Origin of the sequence: Rhodanobacter humi, from assembly GCF_041107455.1 — a bacterium.
Taxonomy (GTDB): Bacteria; Pseudomonadota; Gammaproteobacteria; order Xanthomonadales; family Rhodanobacteraceae; genus Rhodanobacter_A.
On the sequence record NZ_JBGBPY010000001.1, the window covers coordinates 3,791,538 to 3,809,205 of the forward strand.

Consider the following 17,668-nt stretch of genomic DNA (forward strand, 5'->3'; position numbering starts at 1 on the left):
GTCTCATGGCCGCACGTGAACCGGACGTGGTTCGGTCGCGCGCATCGCATTGATGCCGCGCGCCGCGACCCCATATACTTGCTCGGCCATACCGTTTTCCCCGGGGGTGTACTGGCTTCGACGGGGGCAGTGAGATGGCTTGGTGCATGCCGAGGGGGCAGCTTTCCTCGTTAATCCAGCAGCAAACTCATAGTTGCCAACGACGACAACTACGCTCTGGCCGCTTAAGGCCTAGCCCCGAACCCACTTGTGCTCATGCTCGTCGGTGTAGGGTCATTATCATGAGATCGCCGAACGCTGCCGCCTGGCGGTGCTAGGTCAAATCAATCAGGCTGGTTCCGCGGTGCGCTTTGCCCACCGTGCTTGTCGCGGAACGAGATCGAACGGCGAGCTAAGCATGTAGATCCGGGCATCAAGCGCCTTCGGACGGGGGTTCGACTCCCCCCACCTCCACCAATCAAGCGTCACGGGATACCCCTGTATCTCCCTCAAACCCCGGGAAACCGGGGTTTTTTGTTGCCCGCTTGACCGGGCGTGCGCAACTCAGGCATCCCCGACGTGGCTGCAAATGAAGGTGGTAAATTGCCCATGTGGTTGAACGAGGGTTCCCTTCGATGAATCCGGAAATCAAGAATGAAGTCCCTCCGGGGCTGAGGGATGGTGCCCTGGATTGGTGGGAGAAGGAGCGCCGCCGCGAGGGGCGCTGGCTTGCGTTCTGCTGGCTAGCCGGCATCGTCCTGACTGGGTTGAGCTTGCTGGCCCTACACCCGTTTCTATCCACCGATCACTTCATCGCTCTCGTATTTCTGAGCCTGATGGTGGCGGTTATTACCGGAGGTGCGGTTTGGGCGTTTTCCCAAATCGTGCGCGGATGGCCCGTAGATAGCGCACGAGCACTCGCGAAGCGTATTCGCGACGATCAGTACCAATGTCGCCGCCTGACGCGCCTGCTGATCGCCTTCTACCATCATGGCGCCATCCCTGCTTGTGAAATAGAGGCCGCATGGCAGGCGCTCATCTACGCCAGAGATCCCCGCAATGGTTCACGCCACGTCCGGACGCATGAGGATGGTTTACGGATCGAGCGGGCCGAAGCACTGTATCGCGCATGGAAGGCCGAGTACGACCGAAAGGCGCCCGAGCGAGCAATCGCGGAAGCACAGGCAGAAATGGAATGCGCGGTAGCGAGCGCCAACTGGCGCGCTCAGCAGGATTAGAACCTGTCTCGGAAGGTACATCCGCAAATGCATCCCAGCGGTCGACTATCGGGTCAAGGAGTGAGCGGGGCTGCGGCAGGCATGCGGCCGAAACTTTTCCGGGACGGGGCGCGGGTGGGGCATCGATTGTTCGACGCGCGTTTGCCCGATGCGCACAACTCTGAAACCGAACGGCTGTGGTGATCGATGGTGACCGGGCCGGGATAGGACGCGCGGTGCGAGCACGGACGGCTGCCGACCATGTAAGGCCGAGGGTGTTTGGAGCATGGACGTATGTCGAGTCTGGAAGCGGGTACGTTTGCGGGTACGGCAGCGAGTCGTGAAAGCACAAGCCTTGCGGTTGTTGGGCTAAGCGGCATTGTTCGGTAGACCCCACTGTCCAAGAAGGCCGGCAAGCCACAAGAAATCAAGGCTTCCGGCCTTTTTCTTGTCCGATGCTGTCGGGAGCATCCGCTGCAATCCGGTTTCTGCCGTGAGGATCACGGAACTCTTTCGATCGGTCCGGTTCCTTGCCCAGGTCCTATTTGACCGACCTGGAAAAGCGGTACCTGAGGTACTGGCCGAGGGTGGGGTGATACCAGAGCCGGGACGGGCCGACGCCGGCGCGGCTGGTGAGGCTGCCGTCGACCACGTCGTGCAGGGCTTGCTTCATCAGCGGGATCCCGGCGGCAAGCTGGTGCAGCGGATAGGTGTTGAAGCCGTCGCTGTCCTCGACATCGATCCGCTGCTGGTACAGCACGCCACCGGTATCGACGCCAGCGTCGACCAGGTGGACCGTGACGCCGCAGTGTTCGGCGTCGCCGTGGACCAGCGCCCAGTAGCCGCCGTGGACGCCGCGGTAGCGCGGCGTGATGCCGGCATGGGTGTTGAGGAAGGGACGCCGGGTGCAGTCGATCACCTTGCGCGAAACGATCCGCGTACCGTTCACGACCACGGCATCGGGGTCGAGCTTTTTCAGCAGGCGGCGCACCGCTGCCGTGTTGACGCTGTCCACCCGATGGGTGATGTCTGCCGGCGGCAAGGCGGCCTGCAAGCCGTACCGAAGGGTCAGCTCGTCGCTGCGGCGGCGCTGGAGCCGCGCCAGCAGTCGATTGAACGCGATGAAGGCAAGCTGGCCGATGACGGTGAACCAGCCCAACTGGCGCACCCTGTACCGGATCATGGCCCGGGCCGACGGTTTGCGCTCCACCACGACGGCGAGGACTTCCACCTCGCTCGCCAGCGCGTTGTACATGAACCAGGACGACGGCCCGTCGCCGCACAGCATGACGATGCGCGGAGTCCGTCGGCTCATCGCGCGGCCACGGCGTCGGCGAGTTCGGTCATGCCCAGCGAGCGCATGCCTTCCTGCTGTCGCAGGCGCTCGAACTCCTCGATCACGCGTGCCAGGAAGCCCATGTTCTGGTCGGTATCGACGCCGAAATTGTGCGGGTGCCACCACAAGTGGAAGACCTCGTGGCGCCGGGCCGCGTGGCGCATGGCGCGCGTGATCCGGCGCAGCCGCAAGCCATCCAGCCAGGCCAGTCGCGGTTCGTGGGGGCGCAGAAAGCGACTGGCCGGAATATTGAGCGGCGGTTTGCCGGCGCAGTGTTCCAGCGTGTACGTGTGATGTCCGCTGAGATTGACGTAGCTGTCGAACAGGCGACCCATGCGGCGCATCGCGTTCTGCCCGACATGATCGGTGGCGGCATAGAGCCAGCCATCCTCGTTGCCGCGATAGGTGGTGATGCCGTGTTCGGCCAGCACGTCCAGGTAGTCGGGATTCCACTGGTTGCGGGGAAACACCAGGCTGCGCAGCACGATCCCCCGTGCCGCAGCGATGCGCACGGCCGCGGCGAGATCGGCACGGAACGCCGCCACCGTCTGGCCGGCTTCGCGGCAGTAGTAATGCGAGAACGTGTGGCTGGCCACTTCCTGCCCCGGCGTCGCGGCGATCAGTTCGACCAGCTCGGGCGCGAAGTGATAACGCGGATCGATGTCGGCCGACTGTTCCAGATAACGGTAGGGGCACAGCGAGCCGTTCGCGTAGCCGGGCCTCACGGAGGGAGCCGCCGCCAGCGCGGCGTCGCGGTCACGGCAGAACAGCAGACCCACCGTCGCCCAGGTGGCGTGGATGCGATGCTGCTCGAACAGCTCCAGCATGCGCGGGATGGCCTGCCTGGCGCCGTCCAGGCGCTCGCGAAAAGCATCGAGGCGGCGCGTGTCGCGCACGCCCCAATACAGTTCGAAGTCGATGGATATGGTGAATGCGCCGGTGTTCATTCCATCTCCAGCCCGCTTCACGCCAGTCAAAGCGTATCAGCTCCACGGGAGCGTGCAGTCGTCGACTGCGCTCCGTAATCCCTTGGTCGCCAGCAGTCCATGCTGGCAACGGCGGGCATGAAGTCCCGCTCAAAGACGACCATCGACCGCCTCGCGTGGCAGCACGTATTTCACGTCATAGACCACGGATGCGGGCTTGCCGTAGGCGTGCACGCCGTCCGCGCCCAGCGCCACGAACTGCCGGTGGCCCACCGCCACGATCACCGCGTCGTAGGCGCCGGCCGGCGGCTCGGCCAGCGGGACGAGGCCGTATTCGTGCTCGGCCTCGGCGGCGTTCACCCACGGATCGTGCACGTCCACCATGGCGTTGTAGCTCTTGAGCGCCTGCACGATGTCGACCACGCGCGTGTTGCGCAGGTCCGGGCAGTTCTCCTTGAACGCCAGGCCCAGGATCAGCACCTTTGCATGCACCGGGTTGATGCCCTTGCGCACCATCAGCCGGATCACCTCGTTGGCGATGTACGGACCCATGCCGTCGTTGGTGCGCCGACCGGCCAGGATCACGTCGGGGTGGTGGCCCACCTCCTGCGCCTTGTGGGTGAGGTAGTAGGGGTCGACGCTGATGCAGTGGCCGCCGACCAGGCCGGGCCGGAACGGCAGGAAATTCCACTTGGTGCCGGCCGCCTGCAGCACTTCAAGCGTGTCGATGCCCAGCTTGTTGAACAGGATCGCGAGGTCGTTGACCAGCGCGATGTTGAGGTCGCGCTGGGTGTTCTCGATCACCTTGGCCGCTTCGGCCACCTTGATCGAGCTGGCCCGGTGCGTGCCGGCGGTGATGATGGAGCCGTACAGGCGGTTCACGAAATCGGCGACTTCGGGCGTGGAGCCGGAGGTGACCTTGAGGATGCCGGTGACGCGGTGCAGCTTGTCGCCGGGGTTGATGCGCTCGGGGCTGTAGCCGGCGAAGAAGTCGCGATTGAACACCAGCCCGGAGCCCTGTTCCAGCAGCGGCACGCACACTTCCTCGGTGCAACCGGGATAGACCGTGGACTCGTACACCACGATGTCGCCGGGCTTCAGCACCTGGCCCAGCATCTGGCTGGCCTTCACCAGCGGCGTGAGGTCGGGCCGCTTGGCGGCGTCGATCGGCGTGGGCACGGTGACGATGTAGACGTTGCAGGCACGCAAATCATCCAGCGTGGCGGAGAACGTCAATCGCGTCGCGGCGGCCAGTTCGTCGGCATCCACTTCCAGCGTCTTGTCCTCGCCGGCGCGCAGTTCGGCGATGCGCGTCTGGTTGATGTCGAAGCCGAGCGTGTCGTAGTGCTTGCCGAATTCCACCGCGAGCGGCAGGCCGACGTAACCCAGGCCGATGATGGCGATCTTGCTGTCTTGCGGATTCCGCATGCGGTCATCCCGGGATGTTCTGGACGGGCGTCTTGCAGGGCATGCTGTGTGTGTCGGTGTTTCGACGGAACGTCATGCATGCGCTTGCGCTTGTGTGGATGCAGCGCCGACCCTGCAAAGGTATATCGAGCATGGGTCGCGCATGTTCTCGCGCGACGAGGCAGAGTCATCTCGAGTTAATGTGCAGTGTCGTTGTATGACACTCCACTTGTTCGAACCTGCAGTCTTGAAGCTGCAGTGTGCGCCACGGCAGACGCTCATTCCGCATGCTTGCGGTGGCAGTCGCGCGCTTCGACGATTCAAGCCACGGCGTCGGCGCCTGGCGTCGAGACAAAATCCGACCGGCAGTCATTTTGCGGCCGGAGTTCTGGGATCAATGGAGGATATCCATGTGAAACATCACCCAGCCAGCCAATGCACTGATCGTCAGGCAAACGATGAGCCAGAACCCCCGGGAGTTCTTCTCCCAGAACGGCTTTTTCTCGTTGTTTTCCATGCTTGTTTGCATCCGTAGCGGTCGGCTGGGCAGGCGGTCGGGACTCTCTACCCAAGCCAGTATCATGCCAAATGGGAGCGGTCGCATGATTGGAGGCGACGCGCCGCGGCTCAAGGCGCGAATCTGGAATGGGCGCCGCAAATCCAGGCTTGGTCGACCGCTTGGTGCGAGCGTCATCCCGCGCATGTCGCGGCATGCCTGACGCCAAGGACACGGTGGGTACTCGCCGTACATCGCGGGTGCCGGGCGCGTAGCGGCGCAGCGAGTCAGTCAAGGACAAAAATTGTCAGCGACACGTCATGGCACCGAGTCGCGGAAGCATCATCGAGCGCCGCCTGTGGCGCGGCGCTCGAAGGCAAGCATGCGGAGAGATTTGTCCGCAAACTTGAATGCCGGCGGACCCAAGGACAGGCACGGTGGCGGAGCCGTCTGCACGGATTTTGCCGCGGACATATCGGGTTTGAAGCTTTGGGTTGGAGATCAATGAAGCGGTCATGTGTACGGTTTATAAATGCGGTTATGGATTGTGATGATTCTTTCACGCCATCTGTGGCATGACATTCAATCCATTTTGTCTCGCGGTTGATTTTGTCCGCGATTATCAAACTGTCTGGTTCAGTTGGTCATTGATCGAAAGGCGAGTCTTTCGCCTTGCGGGACGGTTTCGTGCGTCCGGAAAAGCACGAATTCAGGGGTCAGGCATGCCGCCAGTCAGCGGTTTCGAACATTGCAGCACGAATCCTACGAGGACCTTTGGATTATGAAAAAGACGTGTGCTTTTGCCGTTCTTGGGTTTGCGCTGCTTGCCAGCGGCTGCGTGTGGTCGCCGGGCCAGGAAATGTCCGGGAAGGGCCTGGTTCGCGGTACGCCAAGCGACAGCAGCCAGGTCCAGCTGGTGACGATTACCCCGCAACTGCTGGCGGAGAATCCCACGCCGCTGTTGACCGCGACGGTGCCGCAGGAACTGCTGTCCTATCAGCCGACCCCTTACCGCATCGGTCCGGGGGATTCGCTTTACATCACGGTATGGGATCACCCGGAGTTGACGTCGCCGGCCGGCACGCAACAGCAGACGGCAGCCAACGGGCGTCTGGTGCGGTCGGACGGCACCTTGTTCTATCCCTACGTGGGCGGCATCAAGGTTGCTGGAATGACAATCGAGCAGGTGCGTCAGACCATTGCGGAGAAGCTCGCGAAATTCGTTGAGCGGCCGCAGGTGGACGTCAGCATCGTCGGCTACAACAGCCAGCATGTGCTGCTCCAGGGCGCCTTCATGAAGACCGACCCGCTGTCGATCACCTCGGTTCCGCTGACCTTGGCGCAGGCGCTTGGCACGGCGACCATCAATGCCGACCAGGCCAACATGTCCGACCTGGTGCTGAGTCGCGACGGACAGAACTATCACCTGGATCTTGCCGCGTTGTACGACAGCCGGGGACTGGCGAAGGACATCTATCTGAAGCCGGGCGATCGCCTGATGCTTCCCTACAACGACTCCGAGGAAGTGTACGTGATGGGCGAGGTGATGCGTCCCCAGGCGGTCACCTTCAGGACGCTTTCCTCGATCTCGCTGACCCAGGCGCTGGGTCGCGTCGGCGGCTTGAATCCGATCACTTCCAACGGCAGGGCCGTCTACGTGATACGTGGCGCGAACAATCTGAAAAATACCCCGGCCAAGGTCTTCCAGCTGGATGCGCGTTCGCCGGCCGCATTCGCGCTGGGAGACGATTTCAGGTTGAAGCCGGGCGACGTGGTATTCGTGGGTGCGGCGGGCATTACCCGCTGGAACCGTTTCCTGAGCCAGTTGCTGCCTGCGGCGACCCTGGTCAGCAGTGCGGCCGCCGCGAATTACAGCGCGAACCACTGATGCAGTCCTGAATTCGCGGCCCTGAATTCCGATCCGCGATCGGCATGGACCAGCCCGGATCCATGCCATCAACGCGATGCCCGCGTTGATGGCATGGGTCCGAGTGGCGCAGAACGCCGCGGCGACTGCCGGCATCGCGGTGGCGATGGTCCGCAGTTCAGTGGGCGTATTTCACCCACGTTGCAAGTCGACGCGCTCGCTGCCCGATATGACGCGCAAGCATATTCGCCTGTTTCACGATGTTCCGGAGACTGTCTTGTCCGCATGATGGACTTTTGCATTTGTGTTGCCTGGTTCATGCATGCGCGGAATGCATGAAACATTATCCAAACATTCGATTCATGTGGCGCTCATATAAATGCGCAGTGGCTGAATAAGGCATTGGCGTTGTACCGGAATCGACATCCAAAAGTGATAGGTTCAAAAGCCTGGCGTTAGCTCCATGTGCTCTCGTCGGGCAATCACCGTCGCATCATTGATTGGATCAAGGTCGATCCAGGCAGGAGGAAATATCGGTCTGGTGGATCCACGGTTCGTGGGCACAGGTCAGCAAGGTTTTTGCCGCCCGTCGGCTGAATCCCCCACAATTGAACTCGTTCGGACCTTGGGGGACCCGCTCGAGCAAGCTAGGAGGCGGAGGTCCCATGCAGGAACTGCGGTTGCTCCTCGATGTTCTGGTTGCTGCATGCACGTCGGCAGCAGGCATCGTCGCCATGCGCCGGCTCGCTCTGGCGCTGGGTCTGGTTGATCGCCCCGACCAGCGCAAACAGCATCTAGGCGAAGTGCCACTGGTGGGCGGCCTGGCGATCTTCACGGGGATGCTCGCGGGGGCGGCCTGCTACGGCGTTTTCGACGGATTCGAGCGGAGCCTGCTCGGAACCGCCGCCGTGCTTGCCCTGCTCGGCGCGCTGGACGATCGCTTCGGCCTCAGCGTGCGCGATCGCCTGCTGATCCAGACCATCGCGATACTGACTGTGATCGCGAGCACCGGTGTCTACATCCACACGCTTGGACACATCTTCGGCCATGACGTGGTACTTGGCTGGCTTGGCGTGCCGATGACGGTGCTTGCGGTCATCGGCCTGGTGAATGCGTTCAACATGATGGACGGCATCGATGGCCTCGCCGGCAGCCTGACCCTGGTCAGCATCGCCGCCGTCATCCTGTTCGCGTCACCCACGCCCTTGCGCGGGGTCATCATGCTGCTGGCCCTGCTGGCCGCGGCCATGTTGCCCTATCTGGTCGTCAACCTCGGCTTCGTGGGCGGCAAGGTTTTCCTGGGCGATGCGGGAAGCACGCTGATCGGCTACCTGCTGGCCTGGGTACTCATCCGCCTGAGCCAGATGCCCGAAACGCATCTGTCGCCCGTCGACGTGCTGTGGTGCGTGGCGCTGCCGGTGCTCGACACGCTCGCGGTGATGTATCGACGCATGCGCGCGGGGCAGTCGCCGTTCAAGCCGGACCGCGGGCATATCCACCACATCCTGCAGGGGGCCGGCCTGGGGCCTCGGGCCACTCTGGCCGTGCTGGTGGTGCTCGCCGTCGGCCTCGCGTCCATCGGCGCGATCGTCAGCGGCGTGGCTCATTCGGCGGGGGTGAACCTCGCGGCGTTTTGCCTGATCCTCGGCGTATACATGACGACGGTCATGCGCCTGTGGTTGCGACAGGAAGCGCGCCGGCAGACCGGACTCGACCCGCAGCGCGACATCGGTGCGAAGGCCGTTTCATCGGGTGCGGGCCGATCAGTCGTCCCGGCCGATCTTGTGGCCCAGAGAGGGGAGAACAGGGGCAGGGCGAGCGATCACAAGACCGGGGCATACCGCGCGGCGGAACAACCCGATCGCCGTTGACCGCGCGCGCCAGCCGTCGCCGCGAATCTGCGTGAATTCAAGGGCCGCTTGCGGGGCGGCGTGCGGTTGGCGCGATGCCGGTCACTTCAGTCCCACGAGCTGGATCGTCGCACCCGCCGCAACGCGCTTGATGCCGTCATCGATGTCGTTGGCGTATTCGATGGAACGGTTCACCACGAGATTGCCCCTGGTGATGCGCATCTGCTCGCTCGTGCTGAGGAAGGACATGGCGGCGGCGCCCGGTGCCGCGTGCGCGCTGCGGCTGATCCTGTTGCCGGAGATGATCACGGACTCCGTGCGCCGGGTGTGGTCTGGGGTGTTGCCCTCGGCGAAGTTGATGCAGGAACCGTGGATGTCGACGAACACGTTGCCCGCGCACACCACCCGGTCGGCGCCCAGCACGCCGATCGCGCCCATCTGCGGTCGTATGCCGATGAAGGTGTTGCCCGTGATCACCGTGTCGATGGCGTTCTCGCTGGTCCCGTAGGCGAAGGATCCCAGCCTGATCGCGTCGCCGCCCGGGCCGGAGCCCGGCGGCGAGCGCTGGAAGGTGCAGCCGCTGATCTGCGTGCCGCTCAATCCGTTGACCGCGATGTCGACGCGGATCGAATTGAGGAAGTGGCAGTTGAGCACGGAGAGGTTGTCGGCGACGTCCGCGGCGGTCTTGGGCCGCGTCGCGGAATCGATGCCCCAGTAGCAGTTCGTGAACTGGCAGTCCGACACGACCCAGTCGTGGATGTTGCTTCCCGTCTGGTGGCCGTTGAAGAACGTGATGCCGGCCGTGTTCACGGTATCGATGTCGATGAACTTGCAGTGGCTGATGGTCACGTTGCGATACACGCTCCAGTTGTGGTCGGGCTCGAAATCGATGCCGCCCACCGAGTGGGAGAGTTTCGCGTTGCCGATGTTCCGGAAGATGCAGTTCGCGACCGTCAGATGGTCGCAGTCGATGATGGACAGGCCGTTGCGGTTGTCCTTGACCGCGCCGTCGAACACGCAGTCGCGCACGGCGATGCGCTTGTTGTGGCGTTCGGTGCCGTGGAGCGTCCCCGATCCGACATACATGCCGTCGCCCCGAAAGCCGTGGAACATCACCCGCTCGACCGTCAGGTCCGAAGTGGCGTTGACGGCCAGCAGGTACCAGAACTGCTGGTAGCCGAACTCGGCCACGCGCCCGTTGAGCTTGAGGTCGTGCAGATGGATGTTCCGCATGTTGTCCGCGACATCGGGCGTGCCGCCGTCGCGCACGTGGGTGACGAGCATGAACTCGCAGGCGAGCGTGTCGTCGTGCGCCCTCAGCTCGCTGGCCTGCCCGTCGCCATACAGCTCGATGTCCGACCTGAGGTTGAGCTGTTTCACGGGATAGGTCCCGGCGGGCACGTATACCCGGTTCCCGGCCTGGTCGATCGCCGCCTGGATGCCGCCGGTGCAATCGTAGGAGCTGGTGCCGGCGCGGATGGCGGCGTGTTCCGCCGCGGGCAGGAAGTCCAGGACATTCGTCAGTTGCGGTGAGGATCGCATGGCAAGGTCTCCGATCGTGCGTGGCTCCGGGAACGGCTGTCGCGGTTCCTGCGAAGCCCGTCAATGATTCCTTCGCGGGCGGATGCGGTTCTCCGAACGGCGCATGGGTCATGTCATGGCAGGATGCGCATGACGCGGGGAATGGACGTCTAAAGGAGCGGCTCGGTGAACGCCGCCGGCGCTTCGCACAGTTCCGCGTAGACCTCCAGGGTGCGCTGGATGACGATGTGTTCGTCGAATTGGGATCGCGCCTTGAGGCGAGCCGCCACGCCCAGCCGGCGCGCGAGTTCCGGGTCGTCCTGCAGTCGCCGGATGGCCTGCGCCAGTGCCTTGCTGTCGCCCCTGGGAACCAGCAGGCCGTCGACGCCATCGGACACCACCTCGCGGCAGCCTGGGACGTCGGTGGTGATCAGCGGCAGGCCGCAGGCCGCCGCTTCGACCAGCGTCCGCGGCAAGCCTTCCCGGTGGCTCGGCAGCACCACCACGTCGACCGAACCGAGCAGGCCGGCCATGTCGTCGACGTGGCCGAGCCAGCTGACCAGTCCTTCCGCGACCCATTCCCGTATCGTCGCTTCCGGCACGGTGGCGGGATTGCCGGGATCCGGCGTGCCGGCGAGCAGGGCGTGGACGGTGCGGCCCTGAAGGCGAAGCTGGCGCAGCGCGGCGACGAACTCGGCCAGGCCCTTGTCCCAGAGCAGCCGGCTGGCCAGCAGCACGCGCATGCGGCCATCGCCGGGGGGCCGCGCGCGCATTCCCGCGGCGAACTGCGCGCAGTTCACTCCGGAACCGCGGATCAGGCGGATGTGCTCCGGGTCGACGAGTCCGGCCTGCCGGAACAGCGCCACGTCGTCCGCGTTCTGCAGGATCAGCCGTGCGCCGCTGCCGCCCAGCGCGAGGCGCAACAGGCCGCGCACCACCGGCCGCAGCAGCCGCGCCTTCAGCTGCGGGCTGGTGAACACGTAACCCATGCCGGCCACGGCGTTCACCCGGGCGGGCACGCCGGCCAGTCGCGCCGCCAGCGAGCCGTACACGGCGCACTTGATGGTGAAGCCGTGCACCAGCGCCGGCTGTTCGCGCCGCAGCAGGCGGACGAGATGCCACAGCAGTGCCGCTTCCCGCAGCGGATTCAGGCTGCGCCGCGCCATCGGCGCGGATTCCCAGCGCAGGCCGAGGGCGCGCAGCTTGTCGCCATAAGGGCCGGCCGGGGAGATCAGCAGGACCTCGTAGCCTTGCCGTTGCAAGGCCAGCGCCAGCGCGCGGCGGAAGTTGTAGAGGTACCAATCCGTGTTGGCGAACAGCACGGCTTTCATGCGGCGGTCTCCTGCAAAACGGCGAGCGGGCCGCCGGTGCGACATGCGGGCGGCAGCGTCATGCGGATGCCCTCCGGTTTTCATCCAGCCAGGCCTGGAACATCAGCACGCTCCACAGCGGGTGCTGCCAGTTGCGTCGGCCGTCCAGGTGCTCCTGCCACTTCCGCCGGATCGGCGCCGGGTGGAAATAGCCTTCCCGGAGCAGGCGGCGCTCATCGAGCAGGGTTTCCGCCCAGTCGCGCAGCGGGCCGCGCAGCCAGCTGTCCAGCGGGATGCCGAAGCCCATCTTGGGGCGCTCGATCAATTCCCGGGGCACATGCCGATACAGCACCTGGCGCAACAGCCACTTGCCTTCGCCGTCGCGGATCTTCCGGTGCAGCGGCACGCGCCACGCCAGTTCCACCACGCGATGGTCGAGCATCGGCACGCGGGTCTCCAGGCTGTTGGCCATGGCGGCCCGGTCGACCTTCACCAGGATGTCGTCGGGCAGGTAGCTCTGCGCATCCATCGCCATCATCCATTGCGCCAGGTTCCCGGTGTCCGGCCACGCATCGGAGTCGGTCAACAGGGTCGCGGGCTCGCGGGCGCCGATCACGACGCTGTCCGGGTGCTTCCACTGGCTGGCGAGGTGGAGGAAGAAGGCGTGGCCGCTGGCCAGCGGCAGCACCTCGGCCAGCTTCTGCGCCTTGTCGCCGGGCGTGGCCAGGTGCCAGCGCTTCGGCAGCAGCGGCTTGGCGCGTTCGAACCATCGGTTCCATGCGTCCGGCGACAAGGAGCGCAGGACGCCGGCACCGGCAAGCCGCGCGAACTGCGGCAGGCGATGCATCCGCTCCCAGGTCGTGCGGGCCCCGAGATAGCGGTTGTAGCCGCCGAACAACTCGTCGCCGCCGTCGCCGCTCAGCGCCACCGTCACTTCGCGGCGGGTCAGTTGGCTGACCAGGAAGGTGGGAATCTGCGAGCTGTCGCTGAAGGGTTCGCAGAAGATCGACGGCAGCTTCGGGATGACGGCGAGGGCATCCTCGGGGCGCACGTAGAGTTCGGTGTGCTCGGTGCCGAGATGCCTGGCCACGGCCTTGGCGTGCGCGGCCTCGTCGTAGCCGGTCTCGCCGAAGCCCATGGTGAAGGTCTTGACCGGGCGGCGGCTGCGCGCCTGCATCAAGGCCACGATCGTGCTGCTGTCGATGCCGCCGCTGAGGAACGCGCCCAGCGGCACGTCCGACAGCATCTGCGCGCCGACGCTGGCGCCCAGCTGCCGCTCCAGCGCATCGATGGCTTCGGCGTCCGAACCGGCTAGCGGGTTGCCGAGGCCGGCGCTGACCGCGTCGTTGTAGCGCCAGTACGCCACGGCTTGCGCGCTGCGCGGCGCATCGGCGCCGATGCGCAGCAGGTGCCCGGGGCGCAGCTTGAGCACGTCGCGATAGATGGAGTACGGCGCGGGAACGCAATCGTGGCGCAGCAGCAGCGCCAGCGCGTCGCGATCGACTTCCGCGCGGAAGGCCGCATGCGCCTGCAAGGCCTTGAGCTCCGAGCCGAACAGCAAGGTGTCGCCCTGCCACGCGTAGTACAGCGGCTTCTCGCCCATGCGGTCGCGCGCCAGCGTGAGCGAGCGCTGCCGGCGGTCCCACAGCGCGAACGCGAACATGCCCACGCAGGCGCGCAGGGTCCGCTCCACGCCCCAGGCGACGAAGCACGCGAGCAGGGTCTCGGTGTCCGAATGTCCGCGCCACGCCGGTGCCGCGCCTGCCGCAAGGAGCTGCTGGCGCAGGTCGAGGTGGTTGTAGATCTCGCCGTTGAACACCAGGACGTAGCGCCCGCAGGCCGAGGGCATGGGCTGGTGGCCGGCCGGCGAGAGGTCGAGGATGGACAGGCGCCGCTGCGCCAGCGCGATGCCGGCGGATTCGTCGCACCACGCGCCACTGTCGTCGGGGCCGCGATGGACCAGCCGGGCCGACATGGCCTGCACCTGTCCCAGCAGCGCGTCGCGCGCACCGCCGCGCCGTTGCCAGAATCCGGCCACGCCGCACATCAGTGCCGCCCCGCGCCGTGCAGCACGTCCGCGAGCCGCGAGGCCTGCACGCCCACGTTGTATTCGTGCTCGACGCGTGCGCGGCCCGCCAGGCCCATGCGCGTGCGCAGGGCGCGGTTCCGGATCAGCTGTTCGAGGCCGTCCCGCCACGCGGCCATCCCGTCAGCGAGGAAGCCGTTCTCGCCGTGTTGCACGATGTCGAGGTTCGCGCCCACCGTCGAGGCGACCACCGGCAGGCCGCAGGCCATGTACTGGATGATCTTGTAGCCGCACTTGCCGCGTTCCCACGGGCCGTCGCGCAAGGGCATGATGCCGATGTCCATGCGGGCCAGCGTGGCGGCCTCGCTGTCCTCGGACCATGCCGCCACCTCCGGCACCACGCTGCCGAACTCGCCGGCGACCTCGGTGCGCGGCCCGACCAGCAGCAGGCGCGCGTCGTGCCGGGCGCAGACCTGTTCCAGCACTTCGCGGTTGTCGAGCAGGTACTCCTCGGTGGCCGGCGATCCGATCCAGCCGATCACCGGCGCTTCGGTGTCCGCGTGGTCCACCACCGCGTAACGCTGCTCGTCCACCACGGTCGGGATGATCTCGATCCGGGCCGCGCCGGCCCGTTCGGCGCGTGCGGCGAGGTAGCGGTTGCCGGCGATCACGCAGGCGGCCCCGCGCATCACGCGGTCGATCTTGCGGCCCAGCAGGCGCCGCACCAGCGGCCTGGACGACAGGTCGTACTTGTGGAACAGCGCATCGTCGTAGTCCACGACGTAAGGCCTGGCGGAGCGCGCAAGCAGCGACTCCATCCAGTACGGCAGGTAGGGGAACAGTTCGCCCTCGATCCAGGCGAGGTCGTGCGCGTCGCGGCGCAGGGTCTGCACCACGCGCCGGGCGCAGGATTGCCACGCGATGCAGCGGGCGGCCGCGGAGTGATTGCCGTACAGGTTCTCGAGATAGGCATCGGGGAACAGCGCATGCACCTCGACGTCGATCCCGCGGTCCCGCAACAGGGGCAGGTACTGCAGGCTGCGCAGCCGGGTGCTCGGGCCCAGCCTGGAATACCTGGAAAAAAGCAGCACCTTGAGACGCTTCATCCTGGTGCCTTCCTGAGGCAGTCCGGGTACTCGATGAACAGCGCCACCAGCGGAATGACGTACATCCACTGGAAGGCGAACGCCTCGATGTAGGGGTTCGTGTTGGTCGCGAGCAGGGCGCAGACCAGGCCGCTGAACAGGAACTTGTGCCGCGACGGCAGTCGGCGTCGGTATGCCAGCCGGAGCGCCGCGAGGATGTAGAGCGCGAACGGCAGCGCGTAGATCACCGTGCCGAGTATGCCCACCCGGTACAGCGTGGCCAGCCACACCAGCTCGTAGCGCCAGGGATGAATGGGGTCGCTGATGTATTTGACGCCGACGCCGTGACCCGAGCCCAGGCCGCCGTTGTCCAGTATGCCGGCGAGCAATGAATGGCCCATCTGCACCCGCGCCTCGCCACCACCCGAGGCGAGCTTGTTCGTGACCACGTCCAGCACCGCGCCCAGGCTGATCTGCGTGTAGGCCTGCAGCAGGAACAGCGCCGCCGCCGTCGCGATCAGCACCGGCAGGCCGTAGCGGATGACGCCGGTGAACATCGAGCCGTGCGGGTGCTCGGTCGTGCGCGACGTCAGCATCAGGCCCAGCAGCCAGCCCATCGGCACCGCGAGAATCAGCGCGGAACGGCCGGAGGTGAGCGCGCAGACCAGCAGCGCCGCCAGCAGGACCAGTCGCAGCAGCCGGCTGCGGATCAGCTCGGGTGAACTGAAAAAGCCGCCGCACAGGAAAATCAGCGAACCGTATACGTGCATCGTGGCGCCGGAAAATCCCTCGTTCTGGTTGATGTTGGCGCCCTGGAAGAAGAAGGCCACGGCCGCCGCGCCATGCCTGAAGTACAGGTAGAAGAACAGCGCGACGCTGGCGGCGCACAGCAGGCTGAGCAGGACGAACCAGCCGATCAGCCGCTCGGTTCCCAGCCATCGCAGCAAGGCCTCGGCGATGATCGTCCACAGCAGGGGCGACACGATGTAGATCGCCAGCACCTGGGCGAGCGCGACCAGCGACGCGCCGTGCATGCCGCCCACGATCATGTAGGTGGTCGTCACGATCACCGTGCAGACGTACATGCCCAGCAGGTTCCTGAAGCCCGCGCCGATGCGCAGTCCCGGCAGCGCCAGCAGGAAGGCCAGGCCCATCGCCGCCGCGGTGGGGATCTGCAGGGAGTTCGGTATCACCACGGACAGGAACAGCAGCAGGAACGCCGTGCCGAGGAACATGTGGCCCACGGTGAAGCGGTACTTGCCCGCGTCCAGCAGTGCCGGCGGCGGCAGCAGCAGGTCCGCCGGTGCGGTCGACGACGGATCGTGGCCGTGCGTCATGGCTGCACCATGTCGGTGATCCAGCGGTCGAGCATGCCAGCCTGCGCCAGCTTGCTGTAGGGGCCGATGTCGCGCTGCGCGTCGGCGGCGCCGGGCGCGAGCGCGGCCCGCAGGGCGTCGCCGGCCGCCGCGCCATCGCCGGTCAGCAGGCTGCGTCCCGCACCCGTCTCGGCGAGGATGGCGGTGGCCGCGTTGCGCACGCCGGAAACGCAGACGATGTCCGCCCCCGCGGCCAGGTATTCGAACAGCTTGCCGGTGGCGCAGCTGGCGCGCGAACCGGTCAGCAGCAGCAGCTTGTCGCAGCGCTGCATCAGTTGCAGCGCCAGCGTGCGCTCGACCGGGCCGAGCACGCTGACGGAAAACCGGGCGCGTTCGAGCGTGGCCCGTTCCTGTTGCGTCAGCTCGCCGACGAACATCACGTGCTTGTTCGCCATCGTCGCGGGCGATGCGTTCAGCGCATCGACGAGGAAATCGAGGCTGCGCGACGCCGAGCCATCGCTGGCGCCGATGCGCCCGAAATGCCCGATCAGCAGCGCGCCGGCCGGAACCCACCGGGCGAGGATGGCGGCGACACGCGGATCGTCGGTCGTGGCGTTGCCGGGGGCGGCGAAGTCGGCCGGATCGTAGCCGTTGGGCAGGGTCGCCGCCGCCTTGCGCGGATAGCGCCGCTGGAAATCGGCGACCAGCGGGGGGCTCACCGAGGTGACCAGGTTGGCGGCGGCCACCACGCGCCGCTCGATCAGCTGGCGCATCCAGGTCCGCAACCGGCCGGGCTGGCCCAGCGGCTCGAACACCAGCCCGTCGCGGAAGTCCTGCAGGCAGCCGATGCGGCGCCGGCTGGCCAGGCTCGCGGCGGCGACCAGGGAGTCGATCGGCGAATACGTGCCGATCGCCACGCAGCGTTCGCCCGCGGCCAGTTTCTCGGTGCACAACCGGTCGGCCGCAGCGAGCGCGCGCACCAACCACGGTTGCCCGCGTCCCGCGCCCCCGGCGAACAGGAACGGCAGCGGGCGCAGGAATGCCGCGGCCATGGTCAGCAGCGATGCCGCGGCGGAAGACTCGCTGCCCACGCAGTGGCCGGGCAACGGCAGGACGGTGATCCCCGGCGTCGGCGGCAAGGTGGCCGCGGGCGCGCCCGGTGCCGGCTCGCGGGCGAACACGTAGATCCGGTATTTCGCCGGGTCCAGGTACTTCAGCAGGCCCTTGAAGCGCTGCGCGGCGATGTTGCCGGACAGGTGGTGCGCGGCGAAGACGAACAGGTTGATCTTCGTCATCGCCGCAGCCTCGGGTGGTGCGCGGTGGCGCGTGGCA

13 protein-coding genes and 1 other RNA gene are annotated in these 17,668 nt (G+C 66.0%); 4 read left to right on the forward strand and 10 right to left on the reverse strand.

Going from position 1 to position 17,668, the window contains the following annotated elements; all coding sequences use genetic code 11:
- The first annotated feature begins 102 nt into the window (after window positions 1–102).
- Both ssrA and AB7878_RS16880 read left to right on the forward strand, forming a co-directional pair.
- Window positions 103–456, forward strand: a transfer-messenger RNA (tmRNA) gene (ssrA, locus tag AB7878_RS16875).
- Between the two features lie 158 nt (window positions 457–614).
- Entirely contained in the window at window positions 615–1,217 is a 603-nt protein-coding gene (locus AB7878_RS16880) for a hypothetical protein (RefSeq protein ID WP_369495465.1), read from the forward strand.
- A gap of 520 nt (window positions 1,218–1,737) precedes the next feature.
- Here AB7878_RS16880 and AB7878_RS16885 read toward each other — a convergent pair.
- The 4 genes from AB7878_RS16885 to AB7878_RS16900 all read right to left on the reverse strand — a co-directional run bounded on the left by AB7878_RS16885 (window position 1,738) and on the right by AB7878_RS16900 (window position 5,382).
- Window positions 1,738–2,484, reverse strand: coding sequence for a formyl transferase (locus AB7878_RS16885; RefSeq protein WP_369495466.1), 747 nt, complete (start codon window positions 2,482–2,484; stop codon window positions 1,738–1,740).
- Between the two features lie 23 nt (window positions 2,485–2,507).
- Complete coding sequence (locus AB7878_RS16890) at window positions 2,508–3,479, reverse strand: polysaccharide deacetylase family protein (RefSeq protein WP_369495467.1); 972 nt, start codon at window positions 3,477–3,479, stop codon at window positions 2,508–2,510.
- 129 nt (window positions 3,480–3,608) lie between these two features.
- Window positions 3,609–4,886, reverse strand: coding sequence for a Vi polysaccharide biosynthesis UDP-N-acetylglucosamine C-6 dehydrogenase TviB (gene tviB / locus AB7878_RS16895; RefSeq protein WP_369495468.1), 1,278 nt, complete (start codon window positions 4,884–4,886; stop codon window positions 3,609–3,611).
- Window positions 4,887–5,259: 373 nt separating this feature from the next.
- Entirely contained in the window at window positions 5,260–5,382 is a 123-nt protein-coding gene (locus AB7878_RS16900) for a hypothetical protein (RefSeq protein ID WP_256363991.1), read from the reverse strand.
- A gap of 760 nt (window positions 5,383–6,142) precedes the next feature.
- Here AB7878_RS16900 and AB7878_RS16905 point away from each other — a divergent pair.
- Together AB7878_RS16905 and AB7878_RS16910 are read left to right on the forward strand one after the other, a co-directional pair.
- Complete coding sequence (locus tag AB7878_RS16905) at window positions 6,143–7,249, forward strand: polysaccharide biosynthesis/export family protein (RefSeq protein ID WP_492614692.1); 1,107 nt, start codon at window positions 6,143–6,145, stop codon at window positions 7,247–7,249.
- 644 nt (window positions 7,250–7,893) lie between these two features.
- Window positions 7,894–9,099, forward strand: a complete 1,206-nt coding sequence (locus AB7878_RS16910) for an undecaprenyl/decaprenyl-phosphate alpha-N-acetylglucosaminyl 1-phosphate transferase (RefSeq protein WP_369495469.1) — start codon at window positions 7,894–7,896, stop codon at window positions 9,097–9,099.
- A gap of 81 nt (window positions 9,100–9,180) precedes the next feature.
- Here the strand turns inward: AB7878_RS16910 and AB7878_RS16915 are convergent, their stop codons facing one another.
- The 6 genes from AB7878_RS16915 to AB7878_RS16940 form a co-directional block, all read right to left on the reverse strand.
- Window positions 9,181–10,620, reverse strand: a complete 1,440-nt coding sequence (locus AB7878_RS16915) for a glycosyl hydrolase family 28-related protein (RefSeq protein ID WP_369495470.1) — start codon at window positions 10,618–10,620, stop codon at window positions 9,181–9,183.
- Between the two features lie 149 nt (window positions 10,621–10,769).
- Entirely contained in the window at window positions 10,770–11,930 is a 1,161-nt protein-coding gene (locus AB7878_RS16920; protein WP_369495471.1) for a glycosyltransferase family 4 protein, read from the reverse strand.
- A gap of 58 nt (window positions 11,931–11,988) precedes the next feature.
- Window positions 11,989–13,956, reverse strand: coding sequence for an asparagine synthase (glutamine-hydrolyzing) (gene asnB, locus AB7878_RS16925; protein WP_369495472.1), 1,968 nt, complete (start codon window positions 13,954–13,956; stop codon window positions 11,989–11,991).
- Window positions 13,956–15,041 (reverse strand): glycosyltransferase family 4 protein, encoded by a 1,086-nt coding sequence (locus AB7878_RS16930; RefSeq protein WP_369495473.1) that lies wholly within the window; start codon window positions 15,039–15,041, stop codon window positions 13,956–13,958. The genes asnB and AB7878_RS16930 overlap by 1 nt, the downstream gene beginning before the upstream one ends.
- Window positions 15,038–16,357, reverse strand: coding sequence for a hypothetical protein (locus AB7878_RS16935; protein ID WP_369495474.1), 1,320 nt, complete (start codon window positions 16,355–16,357; stop codon window positions 15,038–15,040). The genes AB7878_RS16930 and AB7878_RS16935 overlap by 4 nt, the downstream gene beginning before the upstream one ends.
- Window positions 16,354–17,631 carry a glycosyltransferase family protein gene (locus AB7878_RS16940; RefSeq protein ID WP_369495475.1) on the reverse strand — a complete coding sequence of 426 codons (1,278 nt, stop codon included), beginning with the start codon at window positions 17,629–17,631 and terminating at the stop codon, window positions 16,354–16,356. Before AB7878_RS16940 ends, AB7878_RS16935 begins: the two co-directional genes overlap by 4 nt.
- Window positions 17,632–17,668: the final 37 nt, after the last annotated feature.

Coding starts and splice junctions, on each gene's coding strand:
- AB7878_RS16930 (WP_369495473.1), bottom strand. CDS start 15,041: ATGAAGCGTCTCAAGGTGCTGCTTTTTTCCAGGTATTCCAGGCTGGGC.
- AB7878_RS16935 (WP_369495474.1), bottom strand. CDS start 16,357: ATGACGCACGGCCACGATCCGTCGTCGACCGCACCGGCGGACCTGCTG.
- AB7878_RS16940 (WP_369495475.1), bottom strand. CDS start 17,631: ATGACGAAGATCAACCTGTTCGTCTTCGCCGCGCACCACCTGTCCGGC.
- tviB (WP_369495468.1), bottom strand. CDS start 4,886: ATGCGGAATCCGCAAGACAGCAAGATCGCCATCATCGGCCTGGGTTAC.
- AB7878_RS16905 (WP_492614692.1), top strand. CDS start 6,143: ATGAAAAAGACGTGTGCTTTTGCCGTTCTTGGGTTTGCGCTGCTTGCC.
- AB7878_RS16890 (WP_369495467.1), bottom strand. CDS start 3,479: ATGAACACCGGCGCATTCACCATATCCATCGACTTCGAACTGTATTGG.
- AB7878_RS16885 (WP_369495466.1), bottom strand. CDS start 2,484: ATGCTGTGCGGCGACGGGCCGTCGTCCTGGTTCATGTACAACGCGCTG.
- AB7878_RS16920 (WP_369495471.1), bottom strand. CDS start 11,930: ATGAAAGCCGTGCTGTTCGCCAACACGGATTGGTACCTCTACAACTTC.
- AB7878_RS16900 (WP_256363991.1), bottom strand. CDS start 5,382: ATGGAAAACAACGAGAAAAAGCCGTTCTGGGAGAAGAACTCCCGGGGG.
- AB7878_RS16880 (WP_369495465.1), top strand. CDS start 615: ATGAATCCGGAAATCAAGAATGAAGTCCCTCCGGGGCTGAGGGATGGT.
- AB7878_RS16910 (WP_369495469.1), top strand. CDS start 7,894: ATGCAGGAACTGCGGTTGCTCCTCGATGTTCTGGTTGCTGCATGCACG.
- AB7878_RS16915 (WP_369495470.1), bottom strand. CDS start 10,620: ATGCGATCCTCACCGCAACTGACGAATGTCCTGGACTTCCTGCCCGCG.
- asnB (WP_369495472.1), bottom strand. CDS start 13,956: ATGTGCGGCGTGGCCGGATTCTGGCAACGGCGCGGCGGTGCGCGCGAC.